This is a genomic window from Corallococcus sp. CA053C, from assembly GCF_003611675.1.
In the GTDB taxonomy this organism is placed as follows: domain Bacteria; phylum Myxococcota; class Myxococcia; order Myxococcales; family Myxococcaceae; genus Corallococcus.
On the sequence record NZ_RAWA01000003.1, the window covers coordinates 1 to 25,951 of the forward strand.

Genomic DNA, 25,951 nt, shown 5'->3' on the forward strand with positions numbered 1-25,951 from the left:
CCCCATGACCGCGCCCCCCGGCCCTGCGCTGCTCGCGGTGGACCTGGGGCTGCGCTCCGGGCTCGCGCGCTTCGGCGCGGACGGCCGGCTGCACTGGTACCGCTCGCAGAACTTCGGCACGCACGCGCGGCTCAAGCGCGCGGTGCCCGCCGTGATTCACGACGCCTCACCGCTCGCGTGGCTCGTGCTGGAGGGCGGCGGCCCCATCGCCGACGTCTGGGAGCGCGAGGCCTCCCGCCGCGCCCTGCCGGTGCTGCGCGTGGCCGCGGAGGACTGGCGCTCCCGCCTGCTCTACGCGCGCGAACAGCGCAGCGGCCCGCAGGCGAAGGACGCCGCGGACGGGCTCGCGCGGCGGGTCATCGAGTGGTCCCGCGCGCCGCGCCCCACGTCCCTGCGCCACGACGCCGCGGAGGCCATCCTGCTGGGCCTGTGGGCGGCGCTGGAGGTGGGCTGGCTTGCCCAGGTGCCCGCGGAGGTGCGGCGCTGAAGGCACCGGGGCCTGGGACTACTTCACCGACAGGCACGCCACCGGCTGCGCGATGGCGTTGCGCGCGCGCTCCTCGCTCACCAGCGCGTACCCCGCGAGGTCCTGCAACAGCATGTCGCGGTTCTGCCGGATGAGGCCCGCGTTCTTGCACGCCTTCAGGTCGCCGTAATAGCCGTAGGGCGGCAGCGCGAGCTGGAGCTCCGCCAGCTCCGACAGCTGCAGCTCCCCCAGGTCGCGGCCGAAGAGCTTGCGCGCCGCGTCCTCCACGCCGATGACGCCCCGCTCGAAGCGCAGCGTGGACAGCTCGTAGGCGATGAGCTGGTCCTTCTGGAAGAAGGCGTGCAGCCGGTGCGCCGCCACCGACAGCGCCAGCTTGCCTTCAATGCCAATCTCCCGCGCGATGCGCATCGCCAGCCGCCGCTCGCAGGCCCCGTCGCCCGGAGGCGAGCCGTCCACCGTCACGCCGACGAACAGGCGCCAGGCCCACGCCCGCCCGTCCTCGCGCGGCGTCTGGAAGTAGGTGGGGCAGTCCATCTGCCGGATGTAGAGCGCCACCAGGTCCTTGGGCATCCGCGAGAAGTCGGGCCGCGTGAAGGCCACCGACGCGCGGTCCTTCCCGCCCTGGTCCATGCGACCGACCATGACGCTCATCCGGTCGCCTTCGATGCGGTGGCGCAGCTGGCTCTCGACGTCGAACTCACTCTCCAGACGCGGCAGCTTGCTGGCCGTGTACAGGTACGTGAGAGGAATCACCACGCCGGCCAGGCCGACCAGGAACATGACAAGCCAGAACACGGTCTTCACGCGCGCGACTCTACCAGGGTGGGCACCTGTCGGGAGGATCGGTTAGAAAGCCTCCATGAGCGACTGGCACACCGCCACCGTCAGCGCCCGCGCGCCCGCCGCGGATGGCCTCACCGACCTGGTGCTCGACATTGGCGGCGGCCCCCTGGTGGGCACCCACGCGCACCCCGGGCAGTACGTGCGCCTGCGCCTCCCCGGGCAGGAGCCGGGCATGTTCGCCATCGCCTCGCCGCCCGCCGCCCAGGGCACGCACTGGGAGTTCCTCCTCAAGGACAACGGCGCCCTGCCCTCCACGCTCCTGCACCTGCCCATGGGCACGCCCGTGGAGGTGTCCCGTCCAGAGGGCCCCGGCTTCCCCATGGAGAAGGCGCGCGGCCGCGACCTGCTGCTGTTCGCCAGCGGCTCCGGCATCTCCGCCATCCGCCCCGTCATCGCCAGCGTGCACCAGGAGCGCGCCGCGTACGGCCGGGTGACGCTTTACTTCGGCGCGCGCACCCCGGGCAGCTTCGCGTACGCGGGCGAGATGGAGCGGTGGCAGGCCGGCGACGTGCGCGTGGTGCGCACCGTGAGCCAGCCCGGCGCCAGCGGCTGGCAGGGCCTCACCGGCTACGTGCAGATGCACCTGGGCGAGGAGCCCCTGGAGAACGCCATCGCCTTCGTGTGCGGCCCCGCGGAGATGGTGCAGGGCGTGATGGAGCAGCTGCGCCTGCGCGGCGTGCCGCGAAGCGCCGTGTTCCTGAACTACTGAGCCGCCGGAGCAGCCGGGGCCGCGCGCGCTTCGACCCGCGGCGACGCATAGCGCACGCCGGCCAGCACCGCCGCCGGGTCGCTCTCCTGGTTGCCGGTGGCCTTCTGCGGCGTCCACGCGGCCACGCCCACGCGGCGCCCGTCCGGAGAAAAGCGCACGCGCCGCACGGACCAGCCGAACTCCAGCTCGCCCCGCGGCTGCGATTCGCCTTCGGTGAAGAGGTACACGCGCTTGTCCCAGCCGCCCGACGCCAGCGAGCGCCCATCCGGGGAGATGGCCGCGGAGGCCACCACGCCGTGGTGCACCTCCCATTTGCGCAGCACCTTGCCGGAGCCCGCGTCCACCAGCGCGCCCGCGTTCCACGGGCCCTGGGGCTCCTGGATGCCCTTGCGCTCGCGCTCGTACACCGTGCGGTTGCGCTCCGCCGGCTCCGCGCTGAAGGCCACGCCCAGCCGCTGACCGCGCGCGTCCACCGTGACGTCGTTGACGTGCGCCGGGAAGGTGAAGTCCGAGCGCGGCTTCAGCCCCCGCGCCACCACCGGGGCCAGGCCTTGCGGCGCGCCGCCCTTGAGCGTGAGGACCGCCTCCGCCGTCGTCTCGTCGAAGACCGTGTCCACGCGGTCGCTGAAGGGCACGCCCAGCACGCCCTGGCTGCCCTGCGGCACGCACGCGTCACACACCGCGACGTCCACGCCCGACAGCGTGAGCGCCTTGAAGCGCAGCGTGCGCGCCCGTGCCAGCCGCGCCACCGTGGTGCCCAGCGCGCCGGGCACGGTGACGGTGTCCTTGAGGAACGCCACGTCGATACCGGACGCCGTCGCCGCCGCCGTGGTCAGCACCACCACCGGCGAGCGCGAGTCCAGCGCCAGCACCACCGGCGGTCCGCCGTCGAAGCTGCCCTGCACCACCGCGAAGCCGCTCCGCCGCTCGAAGTGCGTGCGCGCCGCGTCCGGCGTGAAGGACTGCTCCGGCGTGTCCGACGCGCGCACGTGGCCGTCCCAGCCGCCCGAGTACAGCGTCCCGTCCGGCGCGAACGCGAGCGCGCTCACCGGCCCCATGTGCAGCCGCGCCTCCGCGCCGAACGCGAGCCCCGGCACCGACAGCACCGACACCAGCCCCTGCGCGCTGCCCACCGCGAGCCACCGGCCATCCGGATGGAAGGCCACCGACACCAGCGGCTCCTCGGTGGCGAGCGTCCCCTGGGGAGCGCCCGTCGCCGCGTCGAACAACTGCACCGCGCCGCTGCGGCTCACCGTGGCCACCCGCGCGCCGTCCGGCGAGAGGGCCACGCCCTCCAGGTCGAACTGCTGCGCGTTGACCTCCGGATCCGCCAGCAGCACCGGACCCTCTCCGGGCTTCGGGGCCCCCGCGTCCAGGCCCCACACGGAGACGTGGTACGCCTTGAGGCCCAGGCGCGTGTACGCGACGCGTCCGCCCCGGGGCGAGAAGTCCAGCGCCCAGATGAAGTCCTTGCGGTTGAGGACGGTGGGCGACCCGTCGAAGCCCGCCACGGGGCCCGCGAGGTAGCCGCCCGGCGTCGACTCCAGCTGGGACAGCGTGTCCTGCGTGAGGCCCGTCGGGCCGTGCGCGCAGCCCGCGAGGCCCAGCACGCCCGCGAGGAGGAAGCCCCCGGCGCGCAGGCTCATGAACCCGAGCCGCGGACGGCGGCCTTCTCCTTGTCGACGTTGATCTCGTTGACGCCCTTGTTGTCCACCGACAGCAGGAACAGCTGCTTGTCGGCTTCGCGCTTGTCGTTGAACGAGGTGCGGCCGGTGGCGCCGTCGAAGTCCTTCAGCCCCGCCATGGCCTCGCGCATCGCCGCGCGCGTGTTGGGCCGCTGCTTGTCCAGCACCTGGCGCACCATGCGCGCCGAGTCGTAGCCGATGGCCTCCAGCAGGCCGGGGTCGCGCCCGCCTTCCTTGTAGGCTTCGCGGTAGGACTTCACGAACTTCTGCGTGGCGGGCCGCTGCGAGTCCACGAAGAAGCCGTCCACGTACACCGAGCAGGTGACGAACTTGCCGCCGCGCTCCAAGAGCTCCGGCAGGCCCGAGCGGCCCTTGGGGCTGCTCCACTGGTTGGTGCCGAAGAGCGTGACGGTCTTCAGCTCCTTCTTGCCCGTCGTCTTGCGGATGCGCTCCAGGTCGCGCGGGTCGCACGCGTTGGTGACGATGTCCTCCACCGCGAGCGCGGGTGTCACCAGGCTCACCCGGCGCCAGTCGTCCGGGATGAAGAGGCCCTCGAAGTCGATGATGGGATCCACGCCGGAGCGGGCCTTCTCCATCGCCTTGCGGCGGCGGTACGCGTCCGTGATGTTCTCCCCCTGCACGTCGCGCACGGCCTCCGCGTAGTCGCCGCGGTCCTCCAGGTAGTAGCGGCCCACCAGGCGCTTGGCCTCGCTGGTGAACGTGGTCTGGTCGTGCGTGTACGCCTCCGCGCCGCGCACCGCGCCGCCGCGCGCCACCACCTCGTCCCAGAACTCGTTCGCCAGCTCCACGCCGTACGGGATGTTCGGGTAGAGCACCGCGAACTTCTTGTAGCCCTTCACGTTCATCGCGTAGTCCGCGATGGCGCGCGCCTGCGCGGAGTTCGTCAGCATGTTGCGGAAGACATACGGGCCAATGTCCGTGATGCCCTCCTGACGGCTCAGCGTCAGCAGCGGCACCTGGAGTTCCTCGGCCAGCAGCGCCGCGCGCTTGGTGTCGTCCACCAGCAGCGGCCCCAGCGCCGCGATGGCGCCGTCGTCGAACGCGAGCTGCTCCATCGCCTGGCCCGTCTTGTTGACGTCGCCCTGCGTGTCCTTCACCACGAGCTCGATGTCGCTGCCCTGCAGGCCCAGCTTCACGCCACGCAGCACCGCCTCACCGATGGGCTGGTAGCGGCCCGTCATGGGCAGCAGCACCGCCACGGTGCGCGGACGCACCTCCACGCGGCGGGTGGCGCGCGCCAGGAGCTCCTTCGCCTGCGGCGCGAAGCTGCTGTCCGGGGCGTCGCGCAGGAAGCGCTGGAGCGTCTCCTCCAGGCGGGTCCAGTCACGCAGGTGGTAGTAGATGCGCGCCAGCTTGAACTGGAGCACCGGCCACGCGGGGTTGGAGGTGGACAGCCCCTCCTGCGCACGCGCGATGTCGATGAAGTCCGCGCGGCCTTCCACCAGCTGCTCCACCTTCGTCACCGCGGCGGCCTTCTCCTCCGGCGTCTGGGCCTCGCCCGCTTCCTTCACGGCCATGGCGAGCGCCTGCGAGTACAGCCCCGCGCCCTCCGCCGCGCGCGCGGCCTCCTTCAGGAGCTGTTCCTTCTGCGCGCCCTCCGCGCGTTCGGCCAGGCTGGTGAGGGTCTGGTACGCGTCGCGGTAGGCGCCCACCTCCATCGCGGACAGGGCCAGCTTGTGCTTGGCGTCCTCGGCCTGGTCGTAGAGGGGGTTCTCGAAGATGAGCTCGTTGAAGGTCTTGCGCGCGTTGGCGTAGTCCTTCGCTTCGTAGAAGAGGACGCCCGCGTTGTAGAGCGCGTCCTGGCCGGCGGTGGTGGCCGGGTAGGCCCTGCGCACGGAGAGGTATGCCTCCGCGGCCTTCTTCTTGTCCGGGTTGGCCTGCGACTCGGCGCGGGCCTGGGCGAGCGCGGCGTCAGCGGTCGCGTCCGCCTTCACCTCCACGCGGGGACGGCCGGAGGGCTCGCCCACGGGGGTGTCCCGGTTGTCCGTCTGGGAGGGAGCCTTGGGACAAGCAGTCAGTGACAGGGCCAGCGCGGCGACGAGCGCGCGGCGCGATGCGGAGAGGACTTCCATGGCGGGGTGCATAGCAGCGCGGGTGAGGCTCCGTCGACACTTGAGCGGGGAGATGATTCCCCTGGAACGTCCGCTTCAATGCACCCCGCATGCCCGTGCGCGTCACCCGGGAGCGGCCGGGGGTCTCCCGAGGGGAAACCCGCGCGTCCCACCCCAGCCCGTGGCCTCCGGACCGCACCCGCATGCGGCCCGGAACGCACGCCTGCTGGACGGCCTAGCCGAACAGTTCCTTCACCTTGTCGAAGAACGTCTTCGACTGCGGATGGGTCTCCTCGCCGGACACCTCCGCGAAGCGCTCCAGCAGCTCGCGCTGCTTCGAGGTCAGCTCCGTGGGCGTTTCGATGACGACGCGCACGTGCTGATCCCCGCGCTGCTGGCTGTGCAGGTGCGGGATGCCCTTGCCGCGCAGGCGGAACACCTTGCCGGACTGGGTGCCCTGCGGAATGGTCATCTTCACCTTGCCGTCCAGCGTGGGCACGTCGATCTTCGCGCCCAGCGCCGCCTGCGTGAAGGACACCGGCACCTCGCAGAAGACCTCGTACTCCTCGCGCTGGAAGAGCGGGTGCTCGCGCACGATGACCGTCACGTACAGGTCGCCCGGCGGGCCGCCCCGGTCTCCCGGTTCACCCATGCCGCCCAGCCGCACGCGCGTGCCGTTGTCCACGCCGCCCGGGATGGCGACCTCGATGACCTCCTCCGACGGGATCTTCCCGCTGCCCCGGCACTTCGGGCACGGATCCGGGATGGTCGCGCCCGTGCCGCCGCAGTCGCCGCACGGCCGGGACACCGCGAAGAAGCCCTGCGTGTAGCGCAGCTCCCCGCTGCCGCCGCACGCCGCGCACTGCCGGGGCGCCGCGCCGCTCTTGCTGCCGGAGCCGGTGCAGGTGTCGCACTTCTTGGGACGGGGGATGGTCACCTTCGGACGGCAGCCGAAGGCCGCCTCCTCGAAGGAGATCTCCAGGTTGTAGCGCAGGTCCGCGCCGCGGCTCGTCTGCCGCCGGCCCCGCCCGCCGCCCGCACCGCCGAAGATGTCTCCGAAGATTTCCCCGAAGATGTCGTTGATGTTGACGCCCTGGAAGCCGCCGCCCGCATCCCCGAAGGGGTTGCCCGCGTGGCCAAAGCGGTCGTACTTCTGGCGGCGCTCCGGATCGCTCAGGACCTCGTAGGCTTCCGAGGCCTCCTTGAACTTGTCCTCGGCCTCCGCGTTCCCGGGGTTGCGGTCCGGGTGGTACTGCAACGCGACCTTGCGGAACGCGCTCTTCAGGTCCTGCGCCGAAACGGTCTTCTGGACGCCCAGGACCTCGTAGTAGTCGCGCTTCTGCCCTGTGGCCGCTGCCATCGAATCGAACCCCTGGAAATTGCTGGCGTTTCTACGCTGCGTTGGAAATCCGAGTCACTATAACGCAGCGAAACACGCCAGCAATCCAGGCCCGAAACCGATGCCGAAGCTCCAGCGAAGCGGCGCGACTACACCGTCCAGACGCGGTTGACCGTCAGCTCCATCCGGGAGAGGCGGCGCTTGAGGGCCGGGTCGACGGGCCCCTGGGCTGACCACTTGGGCACCACGAAGTGCAGCTCCGCGTTGTAGAGCTTCGCGGCGCTCGCCAGCAGGCTCCAGCGGTTCTCCGCGGTCGGATCATCCACCATGCCCGGCGTGACGATCTCCAGGATGATGGGCGTGCGCGCCGAGTCGGATTGGCGGCAGGTGAAGTCCGGCCGGTGATCCTCGATGGTGCCGGACAGCACGGGCGGCGGCATGAAGCCTGGGAGCCGGGCCTTGATGTCGGAGTACCCGATGGTCCGGAAGTACTCGGCCATGAGCCAGAGCAGACGGCGACGTTCTTCGTCGTCCACGACCGACTCGCAGCCGGGGTTGAACAGGACTTCTTTTTCGGAGTTGGTTTCCATGGCGCATCTCAAGCTGTCCGCATGTGTGGGATGCGGCAACGCAGCCGGGCACAGGCGCCACCTGACCGGCCGTGGAGCAGGCGGGCATGCACGCGCCCTTCCCACTTCCCTTTGGCTTGGACGTCACCGTCGGCTCGGTGACACAGTGCGCCCCCTCTCGTGGCCCCCCGTCCCTCCGCGCACGTCTACCGCCGGCTCCTGGGCTACCTGGCCCCCTACCGCCGCCTGTTGCTGGCGGGAACGCTGGCCTCGCTCGCCGCCGCGGGCGCCACCGCCGCGTATGCGTGGATCGTCGGACCGCTGCTGCGCGCCGTCCTCACCGGCGCCCCCGTCACCGTCGCGGGGATGACCCTGTCTCCGGAGGCGCTGCTGTCGCGGCTGCCGCTGCTCGTCGTCGGTGTGGCGCTGGTGAAGTCCACCGCCCAGTTCCTCCAGGGCGGCCTGATGCAGCGCTTGGGCCAGCGCGTGATGGCCGACCTGCGGGGCTTCCTCTACGGTCGCCTGCTCGCCCAGCCCCCCGCGTTCTTCGAACAGCGTCACTCGGGAGAGCTGGTGGCGCGCTTCACCTCGGATGTTCCGTTGGTGGAGTTCTCCGTCACCCAGGCGTTGTCATCGTACGTCAGGGATGGGCTGCAGATCGTCGCACTGCTGGCCACCTGCTTCCTCATCGACGCGAAACTCTTTCTCTTCACGTTCGTCGTCGTGCCGGTGACCGTGCTGCCGGTCAACCGCTTCGCCCGTTCCCTCAAGAAGGTGGCGACCCGCTCGCAAGCGAGCCTGGGCGCGCTCAGCGCGATCACCGCCGAACAGCTCCAGAACCTGCCCGTGGTGCAGGCGTACGGCACCGTGCCGCGCGCGCTGGAGTCCTTCGACGCGGAGGCGGACGCGTACCTGGGCGAGATGCGCCGCTCGCTCTTCATCCGGGGCGCCTTCAGCCCCACGGTGGAGCTGCTGGGCATCGTGGGTGTGGCGGCGGCGGTGGCGTGGGGCGCGCGCGCGGTGTCGTTGGATCCGACGCTCGCGGGCCGGCTGCTCTCCTTCATGGCGGCGGCGCTGCTGCTCTACCAGCCGGTGAAGTCGCTGAGCGGCACGCTGTCCCAGGTGCTCACCGGGCTGGCGGCGGCGGAGCGACTGTTCGCGCTCGCGGACGCGCCGGTGCCGCCGGACGTGGGCGACGAGGCCGGCCCGCTGTCGCATGCATTGGAGCTGTCCGGCGTTCGCGCCACCTACGCGGACGGCCGCGAGGCCCTCCAGGGCGTGGACCTGGTGGTGCCCGCGGGCGCGCGCGTGGCGCTGGTGGGACCGTCCGGCGCGGGCAAGACGACGCTCTTCTCCGTGCTGCTGGGCTTCCTGCCCCCAAGCGGCGGCGAGGTGAAGTGGGACGGCGTGCCCCTGTCGTCGCTCAAGTCCTCCAGCGTGCGCGGCCAGGTGGCGTGGGTGCCCCAGGAGCCGGTGCTCTTCTCCGGCACCGTGCGCCACAACCTGCGCCTGGGGCAGCCGGACGCGCCGGATGACGCGCTGTGGGAAGCGCTGCGGCTGGCGCACGCGGAGGACTTCGTGCGAGAGCTGCCCGGCGGCCTGGACGAACCCGTGGGCGAGCGAGGCGGCCGGCTCTCCGGAGGCCAGCGCCAGCGCATCGCCCTGGCGCGCGCCTTCCTGTGCCGCCCGTCGCTGCTGCTGCTGGACGAGCCCACCAGCGCCCTGGACGCCACCAGCGAGGCGGCGGTGGGCGCGGGGCTCGCGGCGCTGATGAAGGGCCGCACGGTGCTCGTCATCGCCCACCGGCTGGCCACCGTGCGCGACGCGGACCTCATCGCCGTGGTGGAGGGCGGCCGGGTGGTGGAGTCCGGCACCCACGCGGAATTGCTCGCGCTCCGGGGTCGCTACACGCGACTGCTGGGCGAGGGCGCTGTCGCGGCCTGAACCTGTACCGCGGTCCAACCGCGCCCCGAGCGCCGATGCGGGACCCTGGGGCCGTGTCCCACTGCCCACGCCCTCCCCGAGCCCTGGCGCATGGCCTTGCGCGGGTGGGCCCGCCCTGCCAGCCTGCGGCGCCGTCCCATGCCTCCGACGCCGCCCCGCGAACGAGAGCCGCTGTCACTCGACGCGCTCCTCATCGTCCCCGCCCTGCTGCTGGCCGGGGCCGCCTGCCTCGCGGTGGCCGCCCGGCACTTCGCCCTGGCCGCCGCGGCCACCGTCACCCTCGTGCTCGTCCCGCTCGTCTTCCGCTTGTGGACGCGCACCTGGTACCGCGGCCTCGTGCTGCGCGGGATGGGCCTCTTCATCGCCGGCATGCACGTGCCCATGCTCGTCGGCGGCGCGCTCGCCTACGGCCGCATCGGGTGTGAGCCCGCGGACTGTGGGCAGACGATCCTGCTGGGCATCATCCTTGCCCCCGTGGCCGGCGCCCTCTGCTCTGTCGTCTACTGGCTCGTGGGTCGTCCCCCCGTCTGAATTACTGGGGAAGCCCGGGAGCCTATTCTTACTGGAAATGCTTGTTCCAGTCAGACCACACCTCGCGCCCGGCCTGTTCGTGGCGTTGGCAGTTCCCGCCACGGTGTGCGTGCTGGGCGGCACGCTGCCCATGCTCCTGGGAGGTCCGGCCGGCCTCGTGAGCGTGGTGGCCTCCGCGGGCCCGTTCGCCCTGCTGGTGGGGCTGGCGCTGGTGGTGGAGGTGCCGCTGCTGACGCTGGCGGCGGGCTCCACGCTGCTGGGGCGGGCGGTGCCCCTGGCGGTGATGGTGGGCATGGCGACGGTGCCATGGACGCTGGGGCTGTTGGGCACGGAGGTGCTGCTGGAGCGGATGCAGGCGGCGCTGCCGCTGGTGGGCGTGGAGGACGCGGGCGTCGCGCTGACGGCGGGCATGGGCAAGGCGATGGCGCCCCGGCTCCTGGGCGCGTGGACGAGCGCGGTGCTGCTGGGCTCGCTGTCGGTGGCGCTGGGGGTCGCGCGCTTCAGCCACGCGAGCATCAGCCGGGGCACGCGGCGCGGGCTGCTGCTGGGCAGCCTGGTGTCGGCGGCGCTCGCGGGCATGGCGGCGGTGGGCGCGCTGGAGGCGCACCACCTGTTCACGCTGCTGTCGCGGCTGTCGCGGGCCCCGGGCGCGCTGCGGCCGGACCTGATGGCGGAGGGCATGGCGCAGGCGGCGCGGCTGCGCACGGTGCGCTGGAGCTGCCTGGGGTGTCTGGCGGTGCTGACCTTCACCTGGCTGACGTACCGCGCGCGGGAGGCCCGGCGCGCGCCCACGCTGGAGTGGGCCGGCAGCGTGGTGCTCACCATCGCGGTGGGCGTCCTGCTGCTGCTGGACGCGCACCCGCTGCGCACCACGCTGGGCCCGGAGCGCGTCACCGCCGGCGGGCGCAGCGGGCTTCCCCTTCCGGCGCCCACCGAAGCGGACGTGACCTACGTGCTGGGACAGCGCCTGCCTGTGCGATTCAGCCGCCCCGCAGCAGCACGAAGAGCATGATCATCGCCACCACGAAGGCCACGCCGAAGACGGCCACCAGCACCAGCCCTTCCGACTTGCGCACCACCGGGGGCAGCACCTCGTTGGGCAGCGCCTCGCCGTAGCGCAGCACCGGCTCCGGCAGGGCCTCTGGAAGCGCCTCCGGTTCCGGCGCGGGCACCGGCTCCGGCTCGGGAGACGCGGCCACGGCCCGCCGGGGAGGCGGCGGCGTCACGGGCGCGAAGGCCATGGTCCGCCCGAGCGGCTCCGGCCCCGCCGCGATGCTGGACATCTCCAGCCCCTCGCGCGCCAGCGCCAGCACGCGCTGCATGTGGAGGATGTAGCGGTCCTGCCCCGCGTAGGTGGCCAGCGCCTGCGCGGCGCGCACCAGCCGCTGGGGCACGAGCTCCGGATCCGCGCGCACCTCCGTGGACACCGGCGGCCTGCGCGCCTCGCCGGACTCCACCCTTCCGGTGCGCACGCCCTGGCCGCTGGCCCAGATGCAGTGCTCGTCCAGCAGCGTGAGCTCCTGACGCCGGACGCGGCCCTCGTCGTCCACCAGCGACAACAGCTCCGCGCCCTGGGGGCTCAGGTGCCAGACGGTGCGCAGGCCATTCTCACCCGGAGGTCCCTCCACCGCTCGCGCCCGATAGAGTTCCTGCATCGCGGACTTCAGGGTGTCGGACGAGGTTTCCACGGCCATGAATGGCGCACAGTAGGGGCGCCCGGCCGGAAACGGAAGCCAGCCCGTCCCCCGCCCGTCCGCCCTGCACCAGGGAGCGCGAATGGCCCGTGCAGGGACCCCTGCGTTGTGCCTACCGTTCACTCCACGATGAGCCGCTCCAAAGACCGAGGCCCCGACTTCGTCCGTCAGTTCGAGGGTGTACAGACACTCGACGGATTGCTGGAGCTGGCAGGCAGTCCCTGTGACACCGCCGAGGTGCTCGAGCGCATGCGCGAGGCGCGCGCGGAAGGCGGCGCCTCCAGCGACGTCATCCCCACCCTCTTCGCCGAGGAGCCCCGCTTCAAGGACCCGGAGCTGGCGCGCCGGCTGTACCAGAACCTGCTGGGCCTCTGGGACCTCGTGCAGGAGGGCAAGGCGGTGCGGCTGGAGGTGGACGAGGGCCCCCGGCCGCCCCGACCGAAGCGGGAGCGGCTGCAACCGCCGGCCCCCTTCCACCCCGGCGAGCCTTCGAGCGAATTCGTGGAGGCCGCCTGGCGTTACCTGGAGGACGACGACAAGGCGCGCACGCGGCTGATGCACGCCTACGAGAACCGGCAGGATGGCCTGCTGGGTGCGCTTGACGCCGCAGGCCTCACGGACGAAGGTTACGGGGTCGCCCGGCATCTGCTCTTCGAGCTGCACGCCATGCTGGAGCTGGGCTGGCCGCCGGGGCTGACGGCCGCGGAGGCAGCGGCCCTGGACAGGGATTCGGATGCGCCGCCCGCGCCGGACACCCTTCAGGCCTACGTGACGGAAGCGTTGTTCGAGGCGGAGCATGACGAGGAGCACCCCCTCGCTCCCGAGGAGCTGGCGCAGGTGCGCACCCTCGTCCGGCGGGGACTGGCGGCGCTGTGGCGCGCCCGCAAGGGGAGATGAAGATGGGCCGAGACGACAACGACGGTGGTGGCTTCACCGGCAAGCGCAACAAGTCCTACCGCGAGCTGGACGCCCAGCGCGGCAAGAGCAAGTACCACTCGCGCCAGGACGACCCGGCGCAGCAGAAGCTGGAGCGCAGCGCCAGCTACCAGAAATACAAGACGGCCGCGGACGCCCTCTTCACCGGCGGAGAGCTGCCTGAAGGGCTCGCCAAGACGTTCGACCCCGAAGGCAAGCGCAAGGCCCAGAAGGCCGCCCTGCAGAAGGTGCAGGACTCGGAGACGCGCGCGGACTGGGTGAAGGGCGTGGTCGAGTACCTGGAGAAGTACCCGGAGCTGCCCGAGGACGCGTACTTCCTCGACAGCCTCTTGGACCATCCGCGCGACCGCATCGTCGACCAGGCGCTGGCGAAGCTGGAGGCGCTCCAGGAGGCGGGCACGCTCCAGAAGAAGGTGCCCAAGAGCCTGGATCAGCGCCTGAAGTCCATCGAGCTCACCGGCCTGGACCCCGACATGCAAGGCCGCGCGAAGACACTGCGCGAGAAGCTGCGCGCCTGAGCCGTCAGCGCGCGCGGGACTGGTAGAGCAGCACCACCGCGCGCCGGCCCTCGTCGCCGGCCTGGTGCGTGAGCCGCAGCTCCGCGCCCGTCCGCGTGTAGACGCCGGCCTCGTCGCCGCGCTTCCATCCGGCCTTCAGCAGCGCGTCGTCGTAGAACGCCTGCACCTGCGCGCCAGACAGGGGCACCTGGAAGGACAGCGTGCGCGAGCCCTCCGCGTTGACGCGCAGCGCGCCTTGCGCCCCGGGAGGCATCGGCGCGAAGTCGTGCTCCGTGCCGGGCGCGCGCGCCAGGGCGTGGTTGGCCTCGCCCAGGTACAGCGTGGTGGTGCCGTCCGGCTGCGCCATCAGGATGACCGTGTAGGTGATGCGACGGCGTGGATCCACGGCGGTGAGCATGGCCGCGTTGTTCGCGAGCTGCGGCTGGTCCTTGCCGGGTGGCACGTAGAGCCCGCCGTCCCGGAACGCGTCCGCGAAGCGCTGCACCAGCTCCCGCGCGGACTCCTTCACGTGCACCGCGCGCAGCGCCACCGGCACCCCGCCCGCCTCCACGATGTCGTTCGCCTCCACGTGCTCCAGCACCTGGAGCTTCGGCCACGCGAAGCGCGGCGGCTCCGGCGGTGTCCCGGCATCGGGGGCCAGGGCCGAGGCCGAAGCCCGGGGCTTCGGCTGCGCCAGGACCGGCGACGCGAGCACCAGCACCAGCACCAGACCCCTGGCGAGCAGCGCGGACACGGCGCGGCTCAATGCGGCACGCCTCCCAGCCACTTCCCCTGCCGGGGCGTGTCGTAGGCGGGGCCGCCCGGAGGCACCAGGAAGGGCGTCACCTCCCAGCGCGGCTGTCCGCCCGCGTGCGTGGCGCCGAGGTTCTCCTCGTAGTTGTCCTCCTCGCCCCGGAAGCTCATGAAGAACTGGCTCTCGTCGATGGCGACGGGCGCGCCCACGACGCCCGCCAGCGCGGTGCCCGCGTTACCCGCGCCGCCGTTGGCCTGATACACGCCCTCCGCCCACTGGTAGTAATCCGTGTTCTGGCAGCGCACGGCGTTGTTGATGTTGAGCGCGCACGAGCGGCCTTCGGCCAGGCTCGACAGGCCCCAGTCGTCCAGCAGCATCGAGAACCGGCCGTCGCACACCCCGTCGTTGCCCGCGCGGCCGGCGGCGCACACGGTGAACGGCCGCGTGGCACGACGGGTGGACACGCGGAAGAACTCCGGCCGCATGAACTCACCGATGCGCGAGGCCTGCAGCGACGACCACGCCTGGCAGGAGATGCCCTCCGACTCGAAGTTCATGTTCGACAGCGGAGCGATGCCCGCCGTGGTGATGCCCCGGATGGCCGCGCCCCCGGGCAGGTTCGGCTGACAGGTCACCTGGATGGGCCGGGCGCGCGCCATGGCGAGTTGAATGGTCATCGCGCCGCGGTCCTGGCTGGAGCGCCCGTCGAAGTCCCGGTAGCGCCCCGCCGCCTCGGCGGCCGCCTGGGCGATGGGCAGGTCGCGTTGCCACACGCCGTTGGCCGGGTCGTGCTGCACGTGGCCCGTGGCCTCCCAGAGCGCGAAGTTCGCCGCCTCCTGCACCTTCAGCGTCAGCGCACCCACCTCCGCGAAGTAGATGCCGAACATCAGGATGGTGACGAACACCATCAGCCCCAGCGCCGTCTCCACCAGCGCCTGTCCCCGCCGTACCGCCGTGCGCGCGTGCATGGGGGTCAGTACCTCGCGCCCGTGGAGCTGCCGCCCCGGAAGCCCGCCGCGTCCAGTTGGCGCAGCGCGGCCGCGTGCTCGGTGAAGCCCGCGGCGGACAGGCTGCCCGCGGGGCTGTCGTCGGTGGTGCCCTCGGCGCTGGCGAGCGTCGCGCGCCAGAAGGGGTTGAGGAAGTTGGGCGGCTCACGCCAGCCGCCGCCGTCCGCCACCGGGCGGGGCCGGTGGTAGTAGGCGAGCCCCGCGGACAGGGCCACCTGGTTGCGCTGCACGTCCTCGCGGCCGGTGGGCTGGATGCGGCCCAGGGGGCTGGAGTTGTCGAAGTCCGTGGAGATGCCCGCGAAGTTGAACTGGAAGTAGATGTTCCAGGGGTCGGGCTGCGCGCGGCGCGCGGGGCCCGCGTAGTCGCGCGACACCACCGCGTACAGCTTGGGCTGGCCGTAGTCGTTGCGCCCCGGGTTGCCGCCCTGGAGCAGCCCTACGTTGAAGCCGACGGAGTAGGGCCAGATGCCCGGACACACGTTGCAGGTGCCCATCGTGTGCCGCTCGTCCACGCGGTCGGCGCCCTCGGTGCCCTGGCCCGGCGCCGGGTGCGCGGAATAGACGTGCTGGTCCTGCTTGGTCTGCCGCTCGTCGGACATCACCCAGGAGCCCTCTCCCGTCCCCGTGACGGGCTGGCCGTTGACGGGACAGGTGAACGTCCGCGCCGCGCCATGGTCATGCGCCCACGAGTTGCGCCCGGAGATGGTGTCGTAGGTGGACGGATCCATGGACGAAACGTCGGCGTAGTGCGTGAAGCCGTAGCCCCCGCCGTTGGCCCCGCCGGTGCCGAAGCCCGCGCTGCCGCCGGGCCGGTTGTGCACCCACGTCCAGCCCAGGCTGCCCATGGTGGCGTTGAGCGTGGCGCGCCCCTGGTTGCCGCCGGTGGGCAGCACCGCGCCGGCGGTGTCCGGCACCGTGCCGGTGCGCTCCTGGGTCATCAGGTCGTCGTAGCTGGACACGCCGCCGCTGCCGCCGCTGACCTCCATCATCGACTTCGCGGCGCCCCCAGGCAGCGCCCGCAGGTCGGAGCTCGTCGCCTGCACGATTTCGTCCGCCAATTGCTGGCCCGCCAGGTGTTTGCTCAGCAGCGTGCCGTACAGCGCCAGCTCTGCCTGGAACAGGTCGCCCGCGGCCCCCTGGAGCGCCCGCGCCTGGGTCCCAGCGGCATCATCCGCCGCGGAGAAGGCCGCGTCGGGGATGGCGCAGCCGTTCTCCTTGGCCACCGCGTAGTGCTGGCCGCTGTAGCTGATCAGCGACTGGGTGCCGGCCATGGCCACCATGTGGGCAATCTGGGCGCGGTTCATCACCGCGATGGCGTTGAACGTACGCGCCACCGACACGGCCTGGCTGTAGGCCGCCGCGTCCGCCGCCATCTGGATCTCCACGCGCTCCTTCGCGCGCATGCCGAAGCCCAGCGTCATCAGCACCATCAACGTGAGCAGCAGGAGCGTGAGCGAGAACAGGACCAGCGCCTGTCCCCGTCCGCCGTGCCTCAGAAGCCGTGCAGGCTGCATCCAGCGCCTCCGTTGAAGTTGCTCGCCTTCACCGGGCTCATCATCCGCATGGCCGCGTGCACCTGGATGGGGAACAGGTAGTGGCCCTGTGCGCTCCAGCGGACCATGCGATCCCCCAGGTCACCGCCGGGCCACTGGTCGTCGCCCAGCTCCACGTCGGTGTCGTTCCACCAGTCCGACTTCTTCTGCGTGAGGATGAGCGGGTTCGCGTTCGTGTAGTTCTTCAGGTGGAAGTGGGCCAGGAACATCCGGCTCATCACCCAGTCCGCGAACGGGATGCGCATGTAGTACCAGGCCACCATGCGGATCTCGAGCGTGCGCTGCTGCAGCTCCGCCGCCGAGTTCGTCGGCACGTCGAACAGCAGGTCCTCGTTGCCGCCCAGGCTGCGCACCCAGCCCACGTCCGGCGACTCCCGGACGATCTCCACCATGGGCCCTTCGGTGAAGAGCGCGCCCTGGGTGCCGCGCACGCGCAGGTAGTTGCGCTCGCGGTCCCGGAAGGCCGCCGCCAGCTTGGGCCCCGTCGAGGTGGACGCCACCGTGGGCAGCATCGTCACCATGGCCGCGTGCGTCATCGCCTCGCAGCTGCCGTGGTTCAGGCTGCCCGCGCGCACCGCGCGGTACACCGCCACCTGCGCCAGGATGCGGCCCTGCAACAGCATGAAGAGCTGCAGCGTGCCCAGCACCAGGAACACCACCAGCGGCATGCACAACGCCGCTTCCACGGCAGCCTGTCCGGATTCGCGATGCCGCCGTTGGGAGTCGGAGGAGGCCATGGGGGGTATAGGCTTCCTCCTAGATTCTTGCTGATTGGGGAATCGGTCAAATGGCCGGAACCGGGTGGGGCGCCATTTCCATTCCGGCTCAACGGTTATTCAACGGTTGAGGCTGAATCCGCAGGCCGCATCCAGCACCACGCGGGCCCCCGCGAGCGCTTCGAGCAGCCGACCATAGTGTTGGCGCTCTGCGTCAACCTGGGACTCCACCGCCTCCGGGGGCAGGCCCTGGTGGGAGAGGGAGAGGCGCAGGCGGGCCTCGGCGGCGTCGCGCTCGGCCTCCAGCGCCTTCCGGGCCTTGCCCGCGCGCCGGGTCAGCTCCTCCTGGGCGGCGGCCTGGGCCACGGGGAGCGCGGCGTCCACGAAGGGGCCGAAGCCGGGGAAGGCCTGGTGCACTTCGTCGCCCTTGAGGGCGCGGCCCTCCGCCTCCAGCGTGGGCAGCACGGCCGGGTCCGCCACGGGACCGTCCGGGCCGTCCACCACGGCGACGGGCAGGAGGGTGCGTTCCATGAAGCGCGCCAGCTGGCGGCTGGGGACGCGGGCGCCCGGGGAGGTGTCCTCGGGCTCCGGGAGCTGGACGTGGAAGAGCAGCTCCAGGCCGCGCGCCGGCTTCTTCAGCCCGCGCTTCTCGATGAGGCGGAAGCCGCTGCGCCCGTAGGGCCCGTCCTTGAGGAAGCCGAACAGGGCCTCCACCAGCGGGTGGCCGGTGGCGAAGTACTCCAGCTCCTCCGCCTCCACGGCGGTGTCGCGCCAGAAGGTGCCCAGCAGCGTGCGGTCCTGCATCACGTCGATGCCGGGCAGCCCTTCGACGTTGAGCGCGTGGCCGAACTGGAAGGCCACCTGGAAGGCCTCCACCTGCTCGTCGGTGTCCACGCTGATGCCCACGCGGCGCGCCAGCTCCGTGACGGTCTCCTCCAGGCGCTCGTCCAGGTCGCGCGCCACGCTCCAGAGGCCGTCCTCCAGCGACGGCGACTCCTCGTCGTCGTCCGGTTCAGGCGCCTCGTCCCCCATGCGCTCGTGCGCGCGGGTCACCAGCCGGGCGACGGCGGGCTTGTCGAAGCTGCGCACGTCCAGCAGCGGATCATACGCGCGCGTCACCTGCGCGCGCGCCGCCTCCACGCGCGTCTTCAGCTCGGCCGCGTACGCGACGCGCGCCTCGCGGGGCAGCAGGGCCAGCTCCGCGATGCGGTCCTCCACCTCCTCCAGCACCGCGTCCAGGCCGCCCACCGTCTCACCGAAGACGCCCACGGCGTCCGCCAGCAGCATCAGCACGTCCGACGCGAGCGTACCCGCGGGGTCGAAGACGTGGATGTCCACCGGGTGCGCCTGGCCGATGCGGTCCAGGCGGCCAATGCGCTGCTCCACCGTGGAGGGGCTCCACGGCAGGTCGTAGTGCACCAGGTGGTGCGCGAACTGGAAGTTGCGGCCCTCGCCGCCCACCTCCGTGCAGATGAGCACCCTGGGCCCCTCCGGGTCGCGGAAGCGCGCCACCTGCCGGTCGCGCTCCACCAGCGGCAGGTCGCCGTGGTAGCCCAGCGCCTCCACGCCCTCGCGCGACAGCTCCGACTGGAGCGACTCCAGCGTGTCGCGGCTCTCCGTGAAGACGAGCACCTTCGCGCGCGGCTCCACTTTCCAGAGGTCGCGCAGCACGCCCACGAACGTGAGGAACTTCGCGTCCCGCCCGGGCAGCTTGAGGTCCGCCTCCTTCAGCGCGGGGTTCGCCCGCACCGCGCCCGTGAAGGCCGCGGGGCTGGACTCCAGGCGCCGGAGCACGTTGGCCAGCGGCGCGCCTCTCAGCGTGCCCTTCGCCAGCGTGTCGAGCGCGGCGTCGCGCGCCTGCAGCTCCTCTGGCGTGAGGCTCACGGGGTGCCGGTGCAGCCTTCGCTTGGAGAAGCCGCCCACCACCGCGCGCCGGTTGCGCACCAGCCGGTCCGACAGGCTGTACGTCTCCGCCAGGTGCGCGAGCAGCGCCTCCGGCTCCTTCAGCGTCTGGAGGCGCGCGTCCTCCGGGAAGCGCTTCGCCAGCGCGGCCACGGCGGCCTTCGCGCCCTTGCCCTCCAACAGCGCGCGCACCGCGGCGGACAGCTCTTCCTGCCGCTGCAACCGCGCCTCGAAGCCCTTCACCGTGGGCGCGGTGGTCGCGTCGATGAGGGTGAGCAGCCCGTGGTACTCCGCAGGGTCCAACTGCATGGGCGTGGCGGTGAGCAGCAAGAGGCCCCAGCTGTTCGCGGCCAGCCCCTGCGCGGCGGCGAAGGCCTTCTCGCCCTTGAGGTGGTGCGCCTCGTCGATGATGACCAGGTCCCAGAAGGCGTCCTCGGCCGCCACCTCCTCGCGGTGCTCGCGCGTGCGGCTGAGCAGCTCCAGGCTCGTCACCACCAGCGGGAAGCGCGCCCACGGCGACACGTCCGGCGCCTCCTTCAGCGACTGCTCGTAGCGGTCCGAGTCCATCAGCGTGAAGAGCTGGTTGAACTTGTGGAACAGCTCCACCAGCCACTGCACGGTGAGGTGGCTGGGCGCCACCACCAGACACCGGCGCGCCAGCCCCACCAGCCGCAGCGCGCTGAACACCATGCCCGCTTCAATCGTCTTGCCCAGGCCCACCTCGTCCGCCAGCACGAAGCGCGGCCGGCGCGCGGACAGCACCCGCTGCACCACGCCCACCTGGTGCGGCTTCACCATCACCCGGCTGGCCAGCAACGCCCCCAGCGCGTCGCCCCGCCGCTCGTCGTCCAGCACCAGCGCCTGCTTGCGCAGCATGAACGCCTTCGCGTCCCCCACCCGCCCGTCGCGCAGCGTGGAGAGCAGGTCGGAGCGCGGCGCCAGCGCGCGCACCTCCGACTCCGGCAGCTCGTCCTCCTCGCCCGAGTCCTCGTAGCGCACCACGTAGCGGCGCAGGCCGCGCGCGCCCGGCTCCTCGCCCAGGATGGTCGCCTTGCGCCCCTTCGGCGTCTGGATGGGTTCGCCCTTGGGCAACTGATACGGCACCAGCGCCCCGCCCCGGGTGGAGACCAGCACCGGCGCGTCCTCGCGGGACGGGAAGGCGATGAGCGCCTTGGAGCCCTCCTCCTGGAGCGACACCAGATGCCCCACGCCCCACTCGGGCTGCGGGAGGTAGCGGACCTTCAAACCTTCGACGAGAGACGCCATAGAGGAGCAACAACCCGGTGCGATGAGGGGGGCGCTCCATAACGTCCTGGCGCCCGGAAGGCCATTTCACGGGCACTCAGGAAGGCCCGGCCCATGGCCGCCTGCCCGGGAGCACAGCCCGCACCAAAACCTGCCTAAACCGACATGCAGGGAATACCTGGGTAGAAGGGCACCCTGCCCGGGAGTGCGATGTCACTCAGCCTACTTTTTCAGTGATGCTGCGGATCCTTCTGCACAGCTGCGCTCGGTGCCGTCGGGGGGGAGTGCCACATGCTGCGTCAATGGACCTTCGCACAGAGGGTGGGGGCGGGTTTGTCCGTGTGCCTGCTGGCCGGACTGTTCCTGCTCGTGACCCTGGTGGCCACGGCCCACACCCTGGCCGTGGGCGACGTGGACTCCCTTCACCGCGCCTCCGATCTGCGCGCCCTGCTCACGGGGCTGCTGGGCCTGGGCTGCGTGACGGCGCTGGGGATGGTGCTGCGCAACGCCCTGGGCCCCATGCACGCGGAGCGGCTCCAGAGTGAACAGCGGTTGCACCTGTTCATGGATGGCGTGTCGGACTACGCGCTGTGCTTCCTGGAGCCGGATGGCGCGGTGTCCTGCTGGAGCACCGGCGCGGAGCGGCTCACCGGCTGGACGGCGGCGGACATCGTGGGCCAGGGCGTGGAGCTGCTGCACGCACCGGACGCGGTGGGCCGGGGTCAGCCTGCCTCCTACCGTGAGCGCGCCGCGCGCGAGCGGCGCCTCCAGTCCGAGGGCTGGCGGATGCGCAAGGACGGCTCGCGCTTCTGGGCGGAGACGCTGCTCACCGCGCTGAACGACGAGACGGGCCGGCTGCAGGGCTTCGCGGAGGTGACGCGCGACATCACCGAGCGCAGGCGCACGGAGCGCATGCAGGCGCTGCTCGCCGAGGCCGGCCGCGTCCTGCAACCCCAGGCCGGCGCCGAGTCCCTGGGCACCGCCCTCACCCGCCTGTGCGTGCCGGAGATCGCGGACGCGTGCGTGCTCTACCTCCCGGACGAGGACGGCCAGGTGCGCCCCGGCGCGGTGTCGTACGCGGACGCCGCCCTCCAGGGCCGGCTGTGGGAGCCGCTCCTGCGCACGCTCACGAAGGAGGAGCCCGGCCCCGCCCGCGTCATCCACACCGGCCGCGCGGAGCGCTTCGAGGACGTGGACCCCACCCGGCTGCCCGGGTCCGTGAGCCACAGCGCCTATGGAGAGCTGTGGCGCGCGCTGGGTGTGCGCTCCGCCCTCAGCGTCCCGCTCGTCGTGGACGGCCGCGTGCTGGGCGCGCTGTGCCTGCTGTCCACCCAGGCCCACCGCCGCTACGGCGCGGTGGATCAGGCCTTCATGGAGGAGCTGTCCGCGCGGGCCGCGCTCGCGCTGGACAACGCCCGCCTGCTCGCGGCGACGCAGGGCGCGCTGGAGCTCATCGGCGTGGCGGCGCACGACCTGGGCAACCCGCTGAGCTCGCTCCAACTGCGCCTGCGCCGCCTGCGCCTGCAGTGCGCCCCCGCCCACGCCCCGGATCCGCGGCTGCGCGAGGGCCTGCTGCTGGCCGAGGACGAGACGAAGCGCCTGGGCCGGCTGGTGCACAACCTGCTGGACCTGTCGCGCCTGTCCGGCGGCCGGCTGGAGCTGGAGTCGCGGCCCATGGACCTGTCCGAACTGGCGCACGAGGTGGTGGCGCGCCACGAGGACCAGGCCGCCGCCGCCGGCTGTGCCCTCACCGTCCACGCCCGCGGCGCCGTCCCCGGCCGGTGGGACCGCCAGCGGCTGGACCGCGTCCTCACCAACCTGGTCAGCAACGCCCTCAAGTTCGGCCGGGGCCAGCCGGTGGAGGTGTGCGTGGAGGTGGACCCCGACGCCCGCCGCGCCCGGCTCGTCGTGCGCGACCACGGCGCCGGCATCCCACAAGAGGACCAGCCGCGCCTCTTCGCCCGCTTCGAGCGGGTCACGACGGACAGCCGCGCCCCCGGCTTCGGCCTGGGCCTCTACATCGTCCGGCAGCTCGTGGAAGCCCACGGCGGCACCATCCGCGTCCACAGCCGGCCGGGCGAGGGCGCCGAGTTCATTGTCGAACTCCCGGCTACCCTGGAAGCCCCGGTGGGAGTCGCTTCCGCGATTCGGGCCTGACCCGTCCGGGTGGGTTGTGCCCCAGTGGCCCCTCCCATTCAGTCCCAAACAATCGAGTTCCCCTCGGGACGGAAAAGTTCTCAGAAGTTGAATGATGCTGTCGATTACGGATATTCTTCGTACGGCTAAAACTACTCACTCCCGGTAAAAACCGAGTTTGAGTCGGCCCCGCTCCTACCGTCCCCTCGACGCAAAGGGCATCCGGGCCCCCTGGCCGCGACACTTCCACTGGAAGAGTCCGCTATCACGCGTACGAGGAGTACCCCCATGGGCGCAGTTGGAGCATTCCAGGCGCGGTTCGCGCGCACGACCCCCCGCTCGGCTTCCGCGGTCCCTATGGCACTGCTGGCCGGCTTGAGCGCACTGGCGCTCGCCTGCGGTGGCCCGGACGCCGTGGACGCGGAAGCCTCCGCCTCGCAGGACGTGCTCGGGTCCCAGTCCCAGGCGGTGACGGACGAACGCTCGGGGAGCGCTGGCAGGGCGCCGGTGGGGCTGGCGCTGGAAGTGGAGAACGGTGAGGGCGTGCCCCTGAAGGTGAAGGCCGGGCAGACCTTCTACGTGAACCAGATCGACCTGCGCGCCTTCGTCAACGCCACCGTGGACGAGGGGCTCAAGGGCCTGCGCAAGAACAGCGACTTCGCGGCGCTCGGCTGGGGGGGCGTGCACCTGGAGGAGACGGAGTTCGTCGGCCTGGCCAACGGCGATGGCACCTTCACCCGCCGCGCCTTCTACCGCGACGCGGCCTGGATGAAGGTTCCCAGCCTCTTCACCGTGGAGCCCGTGGACGCGCGCGGCGTGCTCACCGGGACGCCGGTGCTCCTGAACGTCGGCAGCGACGACAAGCGCCGCACGGAGCGCGACGACTTCTTCATCCGCCGCATGCGCGCCATCCAGTGGGCCCGCGACTGTGCCAGCCTCACGGACTGTTCCAGCGCGAAGAACTACGAGGAGGAGGCGCTGGTGGAACTGCGCAACGCGTACGACCACGCGAAGCAGCAGACCCTCACCTTCCGCCCCAACACGCGCGGCCTGCGCCTGCGCTGGAGCCTGCGCCCGTTCGCCCCCTACTACATTCCCGTCACCCAGGAGGCCTCGCCCGCGTTCGGCTACGGCTTCGCCATCGACATCAAGCCGCTGACGGCCGCCCGCCAGGACGGCACCTACGCCCCCGGCTCGGATGTAACTTTCCAGCTCACCTTGAAGGACGGACAGGGCCAGCGTCTGCACCCCGCCGGCAGCCTTCCAACCTACAATGAGGTCGCACCCCCGGGCGCTCCCGGCCACCCGGCTGGCATCCAGTACTATCGGGCCTTCTTCGACGCGACGACGACCTACTACCGCCGCAAGCACCGTGAACGGATGATGATGACGCAGCTCATCGGGCCGGCGCAGGACATCCAGCCCATCCGGAGCATCGTTGACCTGGAGGCCTTCCTGGACGACTCCCAGGACGTGCAGACGGTGGCCACCCAGGCCCGCGACGGCGTCTACGCCCAGTTCATGACGTTCCCCCCGTCCAACAAGCTCTTCGGCGGCGCGTTCTTCCCCACCGAGGGCCGCTGGGACGCCCCCGTGAGCGACACCTGGACGTACCGCCTGCCGGCGGACGCCAAGCCGGGCACCTACCTGGTCACCGCCAAGGCCCGCCGCGTGTTCCTGGGTGAGGACGTCCCCGCGTCCCGCACCATCGAGATCCAGGTGGGCACCCGGACCCACACCGAGGCCAAGCTGACCACCGGTCCCTGCAACAGCTGCCACAGCAAGGGAGGGGAGCTCAGCCAGGTGGCGCACGCGAACGACAACCGCGCCGCCTGCGCGTCGTGCCATGCTCCGCTCGGCTTCGAACTGGAGGGGCCCATCTTCGTGCGCACGCACTTCATCCACTCGCGCTCCAACCGCTACGACGCGCCCGTGGAGAAGTGCTCGTCCTGCCACCTGAACTCCGAAGGCACGCAGCGCACCAGCAAGGCGGCCTGCCTGTCGTGCCACAAGAGCTACCCGGACAGCCACGTGGCGAAGTTCGGCCCCATCGAAAGCATGTATGTCGGTGGGGGACGTGAATCGTTCCAGCAGTGCACCGGCAGTTGTCACAAGACGCACCCCGGCAGCGGCTTCTAGCCACAGGCCGGGATCGCAAGGAGGTCCGCCATGGCCCACGTGAAGATGCAGACGGCTCGCTCCACCCTCATGGATCCAGTCGCGGCTGCGGAGGACCTCCTGCGACAGCTTCACGGCCCCCCGCCAAAGCTGGTGACGCTGTTCGCCTCCCGTCAGCGGGACCAGCGCGCGCTCAACCGTGCGGTGCGCGAGCGGCTCCCGAAGGACACCCGGCTCGTGGGCGCCACCACGGCCGGGGAGCTGGACAACAACGGCATCCACACCAACAGCGTGGTGCTGGGCGCGCTCACCGGTGACTTCGAGGTGGGCCTGGGCCTGGGCAGCGGGCTCACCGGGGACGCCATCGCCGCGGGCGCCATGGCCATCAAGCGCGCGTGCGAGGAGCTGGGCGTGCGCCAGCAGGACCTGGACGCGCGCCGGTATGTCGGCCTCGTGATTGACGACGGCTTCCGCTACAAGAAGGAAGAGCTGCTGCTGGGCATCCTGGAGAAGAACCAGACGCTGGTGCTCGTGGGCGGCGGCGCCAGCGACTCGGAGCCGGATCCGGCGCGCCAGTCCGCGCTCATCCACGTGGACGGCGAGGTGGCCGGCGACGGCGTGCTCGTGGCCCTGTTCAAGACCAACGCCCCCTGGGCCGCGCTGCGCTCGCACTGGTACGTGCCCACCGGCCAGCGGCTCACCATCACCAAGGTGGATGAGACGCACACGCGCGCGCTCGAAATCGACGGGCAGCCCGCCGCCAGGCGCTACGCCGAAATCCTGGGCGTCACCCCGGACGAGCTGGAGTTCGGCAAGCCCAAGGGCTTCGCCGTGCGCCCCACCGCGCTGAAGGTGGGCCGGGAGTACTTCATCCGCGCCGCGTGGCGCCCCCTGGACGATGGTTCCATCCTGTTCGCCAACCTCCTGGAGGAGGGCAGCGAGCTGGACCTGATGAAGGCCGGAGACCTGGCGGGCATGACGCGGGACTTCTTCTCGGAGGAGCTGCCCAGGCGCGTGCAGAACCCCCAGGCCGCCCTCCTGTTCCACTGCAGCGGACGCATGTGGTACGCGAACGCCACCGGTGTGGTGCCCCAACTCTCCGAAGCGCTGAAGCTCGCACCGTCCGCCGCTGGGATGAACGTGCAGTTCGAGATCTACTCGGGGTTCCACATCAACACCACGCTGACCGTGCTGGCATTCGGTTCCAACTAGAC

The 25,951-nt window shown here is 71.6% G+C and carries 21 protein-coding genes; 10 read left to right on the forward strand and 11 right to left on the reverse strand.

The features are described 5' to 3' along the window. On the forward strand, positions 1-487 hold a 487-nt coding region (locus tag D7V97_RS00725; RefSeq protein WP_233582435.1), incomplete at its 5' end, for a hypothetical protein. A gap of 18 nt (positions 488-505) precedes the next feature. Here the strand turns inward: D7V97_RS00725 and D7V97_RS00730 are convergent. Beyond that, a complete protein-coding gene (locus D7V97_RS00730) occupies positions 506-1,291 on the reverse strand; it encodes a transglycosylase domain-containing protein (protein ID WP_120608635.1) in 786 nt (261 codons plus the stop codon). A gap of 55 nt (positions 1,292-1,346) precedes the next feature. Here D7V97_RS00730 and D7V97_RS00735 point away from each other — a divergent pair, with 55 nt between their 5' ends. Then, on the forward strand, positions 1,347-2,039 hold the full coding sequence (locus D7V97_RS00735; RefSeq protein ID WP_120608636.1) for an NAD-binding oxidoreductase: 693 nt from the start codon (positions 1,347-1,349) through the stop codon (positions 2,037-2,039). On the opposite strand, the gene D7V97_RS00740 is transcribed toward D7V97_RS00735, so the two are convergent. From D7V97_RS00740 to D7V97_RS00755, 4 genes are all read right to left on the reverse strand, one after another. Then, complete coding sequence (locus D7V97_RS00740; RefSeq protein WP_120608637.1) at positions 2,033-3,685, reverse strand: aspartyl protease family protein; 1,653 nt, start codon at positions 3,683-3,685, stop codon at positions 2,033-2,035. The genes D7V97_RS00735 and D7V97_RS00740 overlap by 7 nt on opposite strands. Then, complete coding sequence (locus D7V97_RS00745) at positions 3,682-5,817, reverse strand: penicillin-binding protein activator (protein WP_233582436.1); 2,136 nt, start codon at positions 5,815-5,817, stop codon at positions 3,682-3,684. The genes D7V97_RS00740 and D7V97_RS00745 overlap by 4 nt, the downstream gene beginning before the upstream one ends. A gap of 214 nt (positions 5,818-6,031) precedes the next feature. Then, positions 6,032-7,156 carry a molecular chaperone DnaJ gene (gene dnaJ, locus D7V97_RS00750; protein ID WP_120608639.1) on the reverse strand — a complete coding sequence of 375 codons (1,125 nt, stop codon included), beginning with the start codon at positions 7,154-7,156 and terminating at the stop codon, positions 6,032-6,034. 128 nt (positions 7,157-7,284) lie between these two features. Further along, positions 7,285-7,725, reverse strand: a complete 441-nt coding sequence (locus D7V97_RS00755; RefSeq protein WP_120608640.1) for a hypothetical protein — start codon at positions 7,723-7,725, stop codon at positions 7,285-7,287. A 159-nt stretch (positions 7,726-7,884) separates the two neighbouring features. Here D7V97_RS00755 and D7V97_RS00760 point away from each other — a divergent pair, with 159 nt between their 5' ends. The 3 genes from D7V97_RS00760 (at position 7,885) to D7V97_RS00770 (ending at position 11,191) form a co-directional block, all read left to right on the forward strand. After that, on the forward strand, positions 7,885-9,648 hold the full coding sequence (locus D7V97_RS00760; protein ID WP_120608641.1) for an ABC transporter ATP-binding protein: 1,764 nt from the start codon (positions 7,885-7,887) through the stop codon (positions 9,646-9,648). Between the two features lie 138 nt (positions 9,649-9,786). Then, complete coding sequence (locus D7V97_RS00765) at positions 9,787-10,179, forward strand: hypothetical protein (RefSeq protein WP_120608642.1); 393 nt, start codon at positions 9,787-9,789, stop codon at positions 10,177-10,179. A 79-nt stretch (positions 10,180-10,258) separates the two neighbouring features. Then, positions 10,259-11,191: a hypothetical protein gene (locus tag D7V97_RS00770; protein ID WP_147444625.1), complete on the forward strand. Its 933-nt coding sequence runs from the start codon at positions 10,259-10,261 to the stop codon at positions 11,189-11,191. On the opposite strand, the gene D7V97_RS00775 is transcribed toward D7V97_RS00770, so the two are convergent. After that, on the reverse strand, positions 11,160-11,873 hold the full coding sequence (locus tag D7V97_RS00775) for a hypothetical protein (protein WP_120608644.1): 714 nt from the start codon (positions 11,871-11,873) through the stop codon (positions 11,160-11,162). The two genes, D7V97_RS00770 and D7V97_RS00775, sit on opposite strands and share 32 nt — an antisense overlap. Positions 11,874-12,002: 129 nt before the next feature. On the opposite strand from D7V97_RS00775, the gene D7V97_RS00780 reads away from it, so the two are divergent. Both D7V97_RS00780 and D7V97_RS00785 read left to right on the forward strand, forming a co-directional pair. Then, the gene (locus D7V97_RS00780) at positions 12,003-12,770 is read left to right on the forward strand and encodes a hypothetical protein (protein ID WP_120608645.1); all 768 of its coding nucleotides are present in this window, start codon (positions 12,003-12,005) and stop codon (positions 12,768-12,770) included. Continuing rightward, entirely contained in the window at positions 12,767-13,327 is a 561-nt protein-coding gene (locus D7V97_RS00785) for a hypothetical protein (RefSeq protein WP_120608646.1), read from the forward strand. Before D7V97_RS00780 ends, D7V97_RS00785 begins: the two co-directional genes overlap by 4 nt. A 4-nt stretch (positions 13,328-13,331) precedes the next feature. On the opposite strand, the gene D7V97_RS00790 is transcribed toward D7V97_RS00785, so the two are convergent. From D7V97_RS00790 to D7V97_RS00810, 5 genes are all read right to left on the reverse strand, one after another. Continuing rightward, positions 13,332-14,060, reverse strand: a complete 729-nt coding sequence (locus tag D7V97_RS00790) for a hypothetical protein (protein ID WP_233582437.1) — start codon at positions 14,058-14,060, stop codon at positions 13,332-13,334. Positions 14,061-14,068: 8 nt separating this feature from the next. Continuing rightward, positions 14,069-15,028 (reverse strand): pilus assembly protein, encoded by a 960-nt coding sequence (locus D7V97_RS00795; protein ID WP_120608647.1) that lies wholly within the window; start codon positions 15,026-15,028, stop codon positions 14,069-14,071. Positions 15,029-15,033: 5 nt separating this feature from the next. Beyond that, positions 15,034-16,581 (reverse strand): pilus assembly protein, encoded by a 1,548-nt coding sequence (locus D7V97_RS00800; protein WP_120608648.1) that lies wholly within the window; start codon positions 16,579-16,581, stop codon positions 15,034-15,036. Further along, positions 16,560-17,357 (reverse strand): TadE/TadG family type IV pilus assembly protein, encoded by a 798-nt coding sequence (locus D7V97_RS00805; RefSeq protein WP_120608649.1) that lies wholly within the window; start codon positions 17,355-17,357, stop codon positions 16,560-16,562. The genes D7V97_RS00800 and D7V97_RS00805 overlap by 22 nt, the downstream gene beginning before the upstream one ends. 99 nt (positions 17,358-17,456) lie before the next feature. Then, a complete protein-coding gene (locus tag D7V97_RS00810; RefSeq protein ID WP_120608650.1) occupies positions 17,457-20,504 on the reverse strand; it encodes a helicase-related protein in 3,048 nt (1,015 codons plus the stop codon). Positions 20,505-20,774: 270 nt separating this feature from the next. Between D7V97_RS00810 and D7V97_RS00815 the strand changes: the two genes are divergently transcribed. The 3 genes from D7V97_RS00815 (at position 20,775) to D7V97_RS00825 (ending at position 25,949) form a co-directional block, all read left to right on the forward strand. Beyond that, positions 20,775-22,640, forward strand: coding sequence for an ATP-binding protein (locus D7V97_RS00815; RefSeq protein ID WP_120608651.1), 1,866 nt, complete (start codon positions 20,775-20,777; stop codon positions 22,638-22,640). 336 nt (positions 22,641-22,976) lie between these two features. After that, entirely contained in the window at positions 22,977-24,758 is a 1,782-nt protein-coding gene (locus D7V97_RS00820; protein WP_233582438.1) for a cytochrome C, read from the forward strand. A 30-nt stretch (positions 24,759-24,788) separates the two neighbouring features. Continuing rightward, complete coding sequence (locus D7V97_RS00825) at positions 24,789-25,949, forward strand: FIST signal transduction protein (RefSeq protein WP_120608653.1); 1,161 nt, start codon at positions 24,789-24,791, stop codon at positions 25,947-25,949. The last annotated feature ends 2 nt before the right edge of the window (positions 25,950-25,951 follow it).

Bases quoted from the DNA above. Each gene is read 5' to 3' on its own strand.
- D7V97_RS00735 (WP_120608636.1), top strand. From the start codon at position 1,347: ATGAGCGACTGGCACACCGCCACCGTCAGCGCCCGCGCGCCCGCCGCG.
- D7V97_RS00740 (WP_120608637.1), bottom strand. From the start codon at position 3,685: ATGAGCCTGCGCGCCGGGGGCTTCCTCCTCGCGGGCGTGCTGGGCCTC.
- D7V97_RS00745 (WP_233582436.1), bottom strand. From the start codon at position 5,817: ATGGAAGTCCTCTCCGCATCGCGCCGCGCGCTCGTCGCCGCGCTGGCC.
- dnaJ (WP_120608639.1), bottom strand. From the start codon at position 7,156: ATGGCAGCGGCCACAGGGCAGAAGCGCGACTACTACGAGGTCCTGGGC.
- D7V97_RS00755 (WP_120608640.1), bottom strand. From the start codon at position 7,725: ATGGAAACCAACTCCGAAAAAGAAGTCCTGTTCAACCCCGGCTGCGAG.
- D7V97_RS00765 (WP_120608642.1), top strand. From the start codon at position 9,787: ATGCCTCCGACGCCGCCCCGCGAACGAGAGCCGCTGTCACTCGACGCG.
- D7V97_RS00775 (WP_120608644.1), bottom strand. From the start codon at position 11,873: ATGGCCGTGGAAACCTCGTCCGACACCCTGAAGTCCGCGATGCAGGAA.
- D7V97_RS00780 (WP_120608645.1), top strand. From the start codon at position 12,003: ATGAGCCGCTCCAAAGACCGAGGCCCCGACTTCGTCCGTCAGTTCGAG.
- D7V97_RS00785 (WP_120608646.1), top strand. From the start codon at position 12,767: ATGAAGATGGGCCGAGACGACAACGACGGTGGTGGCTTCACCGGCAAG.
- D7V97_RS00795 (WP_120608647.1), bottom strand. From the start codon at position 15,028: ATGCACGCGCGCACGGCGGTACGGCGGGGACAGGCGCTGGTGGAGACG.
- D7V97_RS00800 (WP_120608648.1), bottom strand. From the start codon at position 16,581: ATGCAGCCTGCACGGCTTCTGAGGCACGGCGGACGGGGACAGGCGCTG.
- D7V97_RS00805 (WP_120608649.1), bottom strand. From the start codon at position 17,357: ATGGCCTCCTCCGACTCCCAACGGCGGCATCGCGAATCCGGACAGGCT.
- D7V97_RS00810 (WP_120608650.1), bottom strand. From the start codon at position 20,504: ATGGCGTCTCTCGTCGAAGGTTTGAAGGTCCGCTACCTCCCGCAGCCC.
- D7V97_RS00815 (WP_120608651.1), top strand. From the start codon at position 20,775: ATGCTGCGTCAATGGACCTTCGCACAGAGGGTGGGGGCGGGTTTGTCC.
- D7V97_RS00820 (WP_233582438.1), top strand. From the start codon at position 22,977: ATGGCACTGCTGGCCGGCTTGAGCGCACTGGCGCTCGCCTGCGGTGGC.
- D7V97_RS00825 (WP_120608653.1), top strand. From the start codon at position 24,789: ATGGCCCACGTGAAGATGCAGACGGCTCGCTCCACCCTCATGGATCCA.